This window comes from Ehrlichia chaffeensis str. Arkansas (assembly GCF_000013145.1).
Classification (GTDB): Bacteria; Pseudomonadota; Alphaproteobacteria; order Rickettsiales; family Anaplasmataceae; genus Ehrlichia; species Ehrlichia chaffeensis.
In genome coordinates this window covers 1,167,487-1,176,248 of sequence record NC_007799.1, presented here as the reverse complement: position 1 = coordinate 1,176,248, position 8,762 = coordinate 1,167,487, and the positions used below count along the sequence as shown (strand labels likewise).

At 29.8% G+C, this 8,762-nt stretch carries 8 protein-coding genes; 1 reads left to right on the top strand and 7 read right to left on the bottom strand.

Annotation, left to right across the window (positions count from 1 at the left end):
• Nucleotides 1-8: 8 nt before the first annotated feature.
• The 4 genes from ECH_RS04675 to ftsZ form a co-directional block, all read right to left on the bottom strand.
• On the bottom strand, nt 9-779 hold the full coding sequence (locus ECH_RS04675) for a ParA family protein (RefSeq protein ID WP_006010632.1): 771 nt from the start codon (nt 777-779) through the stop codon (nt 9-11).
• Between the two features lie 137 nt (nt 780-916).
• Nucleotides 917-1,381 carry an rRNA maturation RNase YbeY gene (ybeY, locus tag ECH_RS04670; protein WP_006010634.1) on the bottom strand — a complete coding sequence of 155 codons (465 nt, stop codon included), beginning with the start codon at nt 1,379-1,381 and terminating at the stop codon, nt 917-919.
• On the bottom strand, nt 1,378-1,785 hold the full coding sequence (locus ECH_RS04665; RefSeq protein WP_006010636.1) for an EVE domain-containing protein: 408 nt from the start codon (nt 1,783-1,785) through the stop codon (nt 1,378-1,380). The genes ybeY and ECH_RS04665 overlap by 4 nt, the downstream gene beginning before the upstream one ends.
• A 6-nt stretch (nt 1,786-1,791) precedes the next feature.
• Nucleotides 1,792-3,057 carry a cell division protein FtsZ gene (gene ftsZ, locus ECH_RS04660; protein ID WP_011453045.1) on the bottom strand — a complete coding sequence of 422 codons (1,266 nt, stop codon included), beginning with the start codon at nt 3,055-3,057 and terminating at the stop codon, nt 1,792-1,794.
• A gap of 419 nt (nt 3,058-3,476) precedes the next feature.
• Here ftsZ and ECH_RS04655 point away from each other — a divergent pair, with 419 nt between their 5' ends.
• Nucleotides 3,477-4,022: a hypothetical protein gene (locus ECH_RS04655; protein ID WP_044233249.1), complete on the top strand. Its 546-nt coding sequence runs from the start codon at nt 3,477-3,479 to the stop codon at nt 4,020-4,022.
• A gap of 450 nt (nt 4,023-4,472) precedes the next feature.
• Here the strand turns inward: ECH_RS04655 and secA are convergent, their stop codons facing one another.
• From secA to ECH_RS04640, 3 genes are all read right to left on the bottom strand, one after another.
• The gene (gene secA / locus ECH_RS04650) at nt 4,473-7,061 is read right to left on the bottom strand and encodes a preprotein translocase subunit SecA (protein WP_006010644.1); all 2,589 of its coding nucleotides are present in this window, start codon (nt 7,059-7,061) and stop codon (nt 4,473-4,475) included.
• A gap of 405 nt (nt 7,062-7,466) precedes the next feature.
• Nucleotides 7,467-7,895: a hypothetical protein gene (locus tag ECH_RS04645; RefSeq protein WP_006010646.1), complete on the bottom strand. Its 429-nt coding sequence runs from the start codon at nt 7,893-7,895 to the stop codon at nt 7,467-7,469.
• Between the two features lie 461 nt (nt 7,896-8,356).
• On the bottom strand, nt 8,357-8,722 hold the full coding sequence (locus ECH_RS04640) for a hypothetical protein (RefSeq protein WP_143485407.1): 366 nt from the start codon (nt 8,720-8,722) through the stop codon (nt 8,357-8,359).
• Nucleotides 8,723-8,762: the final 40 nt, after the last annotated feature.

The following is an 8,762-nucleotide window of genomic DNA, read 5'->3' as shown; positions in this document are numbered from 1 at the left end:
TTGAATACCTAATATTTTTTTTGTTTTCTTAGTATTTCCTTTGCTAGATATATATATGCTTGAGAACCTGCACATTTAAAATCATAAATAATAGCAGGTTTTCCATGAGATGGGGCTTCAGATAGTCTTACATTTCTAGGAATAACTGTTTTGTATACAGATTCTTTTAAATATTTTCTAATATCTTCTTCTACTTGTTCACTTAGCTTATTTCTTTTGTCATACATAGTTAAAATAATTCCTTCTATTGATAGAAGTGGATTTAGGTGTTTTTTTACTATTTCTATGGTTTTCATTAGATGACTAAGTCCTTCTAAGGCAAAAAACTCGCATTGTAGAGGAATTATGATTGAGTCTGCTGCTATCAATGCATTTACTGTTAGTAAACCTAAAGATGGTGGACAATCGATAAAAATATAGTCGTATGAATTTTTTACTTCGGATAGAGATTTTTTTAAAATAAATTCTCTTTGTTGCACTTGTGTTAATTCGATTTCTGCTGCAGATAAATCTACGGTTGATGGTAGTAAATGTAAATTTGGTATTTCAGTTTTTATAATAGTTGATGATATAGGTAAATTGTTGACCAATACTTCATATACTGTATTTATTCTTTGTTCATAGGTAATTCCAAACCCAGTACTACTATTACCTTGTGGATCTAAATCTATAAGCAAAGTTTTTTTGTTTACTATAGCAAAAGCTGTTGATAAGTTTATACTAGTTGTTGTTTTTCCTACACCACCTTTTTGATTTACTATAGCAAAAGCTTTGCTCATACAGATAATTTACATGTTTTTTTAAATTATATATAAGATCAGAATGGTGTCACTGAATTTTTTATTCTTAAGTACTATTAATGAAAATATAATACGAATTTTGATTGTGAATTGATGATAAATACAAATTTTAGTGCTTATGTTTCACGTGGAACATAAGGATTTTTTATGCCTAGTTTATCTAGTAACTTAATTTCAATAGATTCCATAATGTATTGCTCTAATGGTTCTTCATGGTTATAGTCTAAGATATGTAATAGTCCATGAATGAGCATATGAGATGTATGATGTTCTATTGGTATATTTAAATCAGTAGATTCGTTTATAAGAGTGTCTAATGAAACAAAAATTTCTCCTAAATAACAATACTTATTTAATTTATTGTATGGGAATGATAGTACGTTTGTTGGTTTATTTTTTTTCCTATATTCATAATTTAGTTTTTGTAGTAGTCTATTGTTTGCTAGCACAACAGAAATTGTAGGTTTGTATTCATAAATATTTAAATCTATTAGAGAAGTATTAATAATTTTTTTTATAAAACTTTTTGGCTTATTTATTATATTATACCACTTCCTATAGTAAATATTGATTTCAATCATAAGATAGTCTCACCTAAATGTAAAATACAATTCCATTCTTGTTCTGTTACTTGAGAAACTGAAAGACGTGGTTGTTTTAGAATTAACATAGTTTTTAATGTTGGATTTGATTTTATGTCTTTCAAAAAGACAGTCTTATTTAGTTTTATATGTGTTTTAACTTCAACAACACCAAATTTATTATTTGTATTGGGCAAATAAAATTCTTTATCTATGGATACAATTCCTATTATTCCTTTTTCTTTTCCAGAGTGATAAAAAAATGCAAGATCATTATATTTCATTGTTTTTAGATAATTTTGAGCTTGATAGTTTAACACATTATCCCATACAGTAACATTATCACGCACCATATCATCCCATGAAAAATCTTGGGGTTCTGTTTTTAAAAGCCAGTAGGACATTATACCTTATTTTTTTCTTAAAAAAGTTGGTATATTAAATGATTCCTCATCCCAATATTCATTCTTATTAAATTGCATTTTATAAGCTGATTCGGGAATTTTATTGTTGGATTTTTGGTTTTCTATATTGTGATCTTGTTTTTTTGTATGATTTATGGAATGAATCATATCTTCTCCCGGGTTGCTTGGTTTATAATAAGCAATTTCGTTGTCTAGCGGGTTGAAAGGTTTACTTGATGTTTCAGATAACTTATCATTATGAGCTTCTTTATCTTTTAATGCACTCTTATTTTGTATTACTACTTCTTCATTATCTATTCCTGTTGCTAAGACAGATACTCTAATTTTCCCTTCACTTTCTTTATTAAACGTTGATCCAAATATTATGTTAGCGTGACTATCTACTTCTTCTCTTATACGATTTGCAGCTGCATCAACTTCAAATAGAGTCATATCCAATCCGCCAGTGATATTAATTAATATGCCTTTTGCGCCTTTCATTGAAATGTTGTCTAATAGAGGATTGGATATAGCTGCTTCGGCAGCGGCTATAGCTCTATTTTCTCCTTCAGCTTCTCCTGTACCCATCATTGCTTTGCCCATTTCACTCATTATTGCTCGAATATCAGCAAAGTCTAGATTAATGAGCCCTGGCATTACCATTAAGTCAGTGATGCCACGAACACCTGTATGTAAGACAGTGTCTGCAAGTTTGAATGCATCTGCAAATGTTGTTTTTTCATTAGCAATCCTGAATAGATTTTGATTAGGAATTACTATGAGAGTATCAACATACCTTTGTAATTCTTCTAACCCAAATTCTGCTGTCCTCATTCGATGTGCCCCTTCGAAGTGGAAAGGTTTTGTAACAACTCCTATGGTTAAAATTTTGTTCTCCTTGGCAACTCTGGCAATTACAGGAGCAGCGCCTGTTCCTGTTCCTCCACCCATTCCAGCAGTTATGAACAGCATATTGCTATCTGAGATTTCCTCAATAATCTCATTTATTGACTCTTCTGCAGCACCTCTACCCACTTCTGGAAGTGATCCTGCTCCTAGTCCTTTTGTTAATCCGATACCTAGCTGAATTTTCTTTTCTGACAAGGAAAGTTCTAATGCTTGTGCATCTGTGTTAGCTACTACAAAGTTAACGCCGTGCAGATTAGACTGTATCATGTTATTTACAGCATTACCACCAGCACCACCTACACCAAAAACTGTAATTCTGGGTCTTAGTAAGGATTGGTCTGGTAAACAAATATTTAAAGACATACTGAACACATAATAAAGATAACTTAATATACTACGTCAATAAAATAATGCAAATGATTTGATTAATATGGAATAAATTAAGTATGTATATTTAACTAATAATAAATTTATGGCATAATATTTATATTAATATTAATAATTTAAAAGTGATTTTTTACAACGTAAAATTGAACTTGAATTGAAAGTTATAATATAAGCAAACTACAAAAAATATCATAGTATATTGATTATGTTGAAGCGGTATTAATTGATAGTACAATATTGTTATAAGTATAATAAGGATTGGAATATGTAAGTAAAATACTAATTGTATTCTAGTATTAATATGTATTAATGCTTTATTGTAAAATAAATATTTATATTAATTTTTTTATAATTGTGGTATATTGATCTGTAAGTAATATAATGTGGGCTTTATTATGAATACAGATTATGATTTTTGTCAGGTTGACTTTTTAATACAACAAAATGGTCATTCTAATATTGATGTTTATCATGGCAAATTGCACATCAATGCTCAAGGAGATGAGTATTATGCTAGTGGGGATATTGCTAATGATGTAACAGGGGATAAGGGTGTAATTAATATAATAAATCATGGTACAAATGGAGTTTATGGTGATGTATATTGTGGTAAATGTGATTTACAAATTACTCTTGAACATCATGATCCTGCGACAGATATAAAAAATGTTACATCGATTAATAAAACTTTTCTGATTTCTATATTAAGTGGATTTGATGCTTGTTTATTAGTTGATGAACATAATTTGCTATTGACAGATCCATCAAAAGGAGCAGGGGTTAATGATGAACCTGTTGTAAGTATTCTTCTGCACAATGGTACAGATGCTAATATGATTAGGGATTCTTTTAATAAGGATTATAAAATTTTTCAAGATGAAGGAAAAACATATAAGTATGTTTATGTTGATCAAGAGAGAATGGCATCTATAGAAAAATAAATTTTTATACGAAAAATTTCAAAATGTAAGCTATAGTTGAGATATTAGTTAGATACATAATTTTGTTCTGTGAATACCTCCTATAGCTTGGTATACTAGAATGAAATATAATGATCTTGCGTCTTTTTTACTACTCTGGACAAGAAGAAGGAATAATAGGAATTGTATCCATGGATAAAGAGTTCTGTTTGTCCAATACAAATAATAAATTTGGTGTTGTTTGTGTTGTTATTATACTTTGTGGATGCATTTTTAATTAAGTGGCTATGGTATGAAATTTTATTTCTGCTATAAAAATATCGAATGTGTGTTTTCTATGGTTTTATAAAACTGAATAAATAGACAAACTTTTAGGGTTGTAATATAGTTTATTCCTTTGATAGAAAGTTTTGCAGTTACCAACGGTATGAAACAATTGTGTTTATCATACAATATGTAAGCAACTAAAGATTAAGCACCATGACAATGTTTGAATTTTTTTCCTGATCCACATGGGCACTTTTCATTACGTGAAATTTTGGAATGATGGATATTATATTCTATTCTTTGTGTATCATTTAACTCTATATCAAACTTCAAATGGGATAATCTCTGTATTATTAGTTCATAAAACTTGCTCATCATATTCTCAAGCATAGAGAATGCTTCAGCTTTAAACTCATTTAATGGGTCTTTTTGTGCTATGGATCTTAAGTTTATCCCACATTTTAAACTATCTAGTGCAGCAAGGTGATCTCTCCATAAGTAATCTAATGACATTATCATGACTTTTTTTACTACATGGTCCCATGCTTTTTGATCTTTTAATGTAAATTCTTCTATTTTTTGTGCAAAATGTTCATCAACAGTTTCGTTTAGATGTTCTAAAACTTTGTCTTTACTTTCGAAATTACTGATAGTGCTGTAATCCAAGGTGATATTGTATATTCTTGTGAATTCAGATGATAATGCTTTATATGTATCATCGTCTAAATTGTAGTACTTGTCATGTATTATACTATTTACTATATCACTATTGAGATCTCTATATATGATTGAAATATCGTAGGAATCACTATCTAAAATTTTATTTCTTTGGTCGAAAACAACTTTTCTTTGTTCATTGATTACATTATCAAACTTTAATAGAGATTTTCTAATATCGTAATTTCTTGACTCAACCTTGTGTTGTGCTTTTTCAATAGATCTGCTTATCCATGTGTGTTGAATAGCTTCATCTTTTTTCATGCCTAGCTTTTGAAGAACTCCTTTTATTTTGTCTGAGCCAAATATTCTTAATAAGTCATCTTCTAATGATAAGAAAAATTTGGATAGCCCTGGATCTCCTTGTCTACCAGATCTTCCTCTTAATTGATTGTCAATTCTTCTGCTTTCATGACGTTCTGTGCCAATTACACATAACCCTCCAGCTTGTATTGCTATTTCTTTATCTCTGTTTACTTTTTCTGTGAGTTGTTTGTATTTTATTTCTATTGCTTCTTTGTCTGTAATGTTAGCAAGTGCTGTTTTTGCTAGCATTTTTAAATTTCCTCCAAGCTGTATATCTGTACCTCGACCAGCCATGTTTGTAGCAATTGTGATTGTTCCAGGTATGCCGGCTTGTGCTATTATATACGCTTCTTGTTCATGGTAACGTGCATTTAATACAGAGTGTTTTAATTTATTTTTTGTTAATAGTTTAGATAGCATCTCTGATTTTTCGATACTGACTGTTCCTACTAGTACAGGCTGTAGTTTTTTATGACATTCTGAAATAAATTTTATGACGGAATTGAATTTTTCTTCTTCTGTACAATATATATCGTCATTTAAGTCTATTCTTTGAACAGGTATATTTGTTGGAATTTGTACAACTTGTAAGTTATATATTCCTAAGAATTCTTCTGACTCAGTTTCTGCAGTGCCTGTCATGCCAGAGAGTTTTGTGTACATTCTGAAGTAATTTTGAAATGTAGTAGAAGCTAGTGTTTGGTTTTCACTATTGATATTTAATTTTTCTTTTGCTTCAAGGGCTTGATGCAATCCGTCTGAATATCTTCTTCCATCCATCATACGGCCTGTGAATTCATCTATAATTACTATGTTGCCGTCTTTAATTATATAATCTTTATCTACAGCAAACATTTTATGCGCACGTAATGCTTGAGTGATGTAGTGCATGATTATGATGTTATCTATGTCGTATAAAGATGTATTGGAAGAAATAAGATTATGCTGGATTAATAAATTTTCAATTTTTGTTATTCCGGCTTCAGTTAAAAAGATATTTCTGTTTTTTTCTTCTAGTTCATAATCTTCTTCTGCTAATTCATATATCAGATTATCTATTTTTTTATACATTTTGATATCTTGGTCGACTTGTCCGGAGATTATTAGTGGAGTTCTTGCTTCATCTATTAATATTGAATCGACCTCATCGACTATTGCGTAATTAAATCCCCTTTGCACCATTTCATCTCTAGAAAATTTCATGTTATCACGCAAATAGTCAAAGCCTAGGTTATTGTTTGTTGAATATAATATGTCACAGTTATAAGCGTTTTTTCTTTCTAAGTCATTTGTTTCAGTGAGTATACATCCAACTGTTATTCCTAATGCACTGTATAATTCTCCCATCCATTCAGCGTCACGTTTTGCTAGATAATCGTTTACTGTTACTATATGAACTCCTTTTCCTTCTAATGCATTTAAATATGCAGCTAGTGTTGCTACTAAAGTTTTTCCTTCGCCCGTTTTCATTTCGGATATCATTCCTTTATGTAGGACTATTCCACCTATAAGCTGTACATCAAAGTGCCTCATATTTAGTACTCTTTTTGAGGCTTCTCTTACCACAGCAAAGGCTGGTACTAGAATATCATCTAAGGTTTTTCCATTTTTGAGTTCTTCTTTGAATTCTATGGTTTTATGTTTTAATGCTTCATTAGAAAGAAGTTGAATCTCATGTTCTATTGCATTTATATCCTGAACTACTTTATGAAATGATTTTATTATCCTGCTGTTTGTTGAGCCAAAGATCTTGTGTGCAATACTGAGCATAATTAAATTAACATTTAATTTATTAGGTTGTGAATTATATGATTAAATAAGATAAAAGTACAACAAAATTAGCAATAGGCTATGTAAATGTTTTCGGGTTTCATATGTTGTCAAGAATCATATGTAACACGATAATCTCATGTAGTTGATTATGCATAAAGTACTATGATGACTAATACAAGACTTATAAATTAGACGATATATGTGAAAATTTTTTTAGAAAATAGCCAAACTCATAAAGATGTTAATCCCTACATGAATATAAAAGAGTCTACTAAATCAATTCCAACACATCTCAACATTACTACTTATAATGTGAATACTTGCAAAAACCAAGCATCCACCTTACAAGTATTTATTTATTAACTAATTTTTAATAAAAAACAAAGATACCTACGAAAAGTATTATTGTTGATTTTCTGTTACTTCCGCAGCAGGTATAGCTGCTTCTGCTGGTACAGCTTCTTCTACTTCTGCAGCAGGTATAGCTTCTTCTGGTTGCTCTTGTAAGCCATGTAATGAAATTTGAATGTTATCACCATTGTCAAAAATAATGCTACCTTCTTCAGCAGGAGATACTATTTGTCCATTAAATGAATGTAAAACAGGTAATTCTGGATAAATTATACATTGGTCAAATATATACTCAATAATATAATTAGCAGCATCGTCACTTTGAGATATGTGTCCAGAGAGATGGCCTAAAGTTCCCACACCATCTTGTAAGTCGAGATTGACATCGAAATCACCATTGCTGTCTATACTCATTTTTCCTGCGTACTCTGTTCCGTTTGCGTTAACGTGAACATCGAATTCATTGCCAAAAATATCCATTATAGCTTACCTAAATTTTATTAATAGTGTTATTATATCTTGTTAATATAATAAAACAATATATTTTGTTTGATAAAAAAAATAAATTACCAAAGATCCTAAACTATTTCTTTCGAATCAGGAATAATGTATATCAAAGTTTACTTAAGATACTTATATTTAAATTTTTAAATATGAATATGTAATAATGCTACATTTTGGGTGAGAATTGAGATAAAATAGTTTATAATCCTGATATGTCACAAATTTAATTTAAGTAGTATAGTAAATTAATATTGTACAGGTGATCTGATCACACGTTGTTTTCAACCTGCTGATTAGTACATGAAATGTGCGTTGTATTTAGGGTAAGTAATCGATGAATTATGTGAAAGGACCCTATTTGAATTAGTAAACTTTTTGTGAGTCAATAAAAAATAGGCCCTTCCTTATTAAAATTTTTATATATAAAAATACGTAGATTATTCTGCAGAATGGTCTTTTTGTACTACCTTTATGCAACTTAAACATGAATTTATCATGTCTTCTTCTAGTATTACAGAAGTATCACCATCGATTAAAGATAACTTATGATGTTCTGGGTCAAAATTAACTCCAAATTCTCCTACTATTAATTTCAATAGATCTTGTTCTGCATTGTTTTTATATTGTTCAAATGTGAATTCGACAGAGTATTCATTATCCACAGATGTTGGAGATAATTTAACTTCAAACCTAGAAACACAGTCATGATTGAGTGCATTCATTAAATGTGAAGTAGGAAGGTGACTGTAATCTGCAGTCTCTGTTGATATGTTTGTTTCATTATAAAGATCTAAATCATTCATTGTTTTACCTAACATTAAATAACACGTGTATAACCTATAT

Excerpts from the sequence above, each read along its gene's own strand:
- ECH_RS04675 (WP_006010632.1), bottom strand. The coding sequence starts at position 779 with ATGAGCAAAGCTTTTGCTATAGTAAATCAAAAAGGTGGTGTAGGAAAA.
- ybeY (WP_006010634.1), bottom strand. The coding sequence starts at position 1,381 with ATGATTGAAATCAATATTTACTATAGGAAGTGGTATAATATAATAAAT.
- ECH_RS04665 (WP_006010636.1), bottom strand. The coding sequence starts at position 1,785 with ATGTCCTACTGGCTTTTAAAAACAGAACCCCAAGATTTTTCATGGGAT.
- ftsZ (WP_011453045.1), bottom strand. The coding sequence starts at position 3,057 with ATGTCTTTAAATATTTGTTTACCAGACCAATCCTTACTAAGACCCAGA.
- ECH_RS04655 (WP_044233249.1), top strand. The coding sequence starts at position 3,477 with ATGAATACAGATTATGATTTTTGTCAGGTTGACTTTTTAATACAACAA.
- secA (WP_006010644.1), bottom strand. The coding sequence starts at position 7,061 with ATGCTCAGTATTGCACACAAGATCTTTGGCTCAACAAACAGCAGGATA.
- ECH_RS04645 (WP_006010646.1), bottom strand. The coding sequence starts at position 7,895 with ATGGATATTTTTGGCAATGAATTCGATGTTCACGTTAACGCAAACGGA.
- ECH_RS04640 (WP_143485407.1), bottom strand. The coding sequence starts at position 8,722 with ATGAATGATTTAGATCTTTATAATGAAACAAACATATCAACAGAGACT.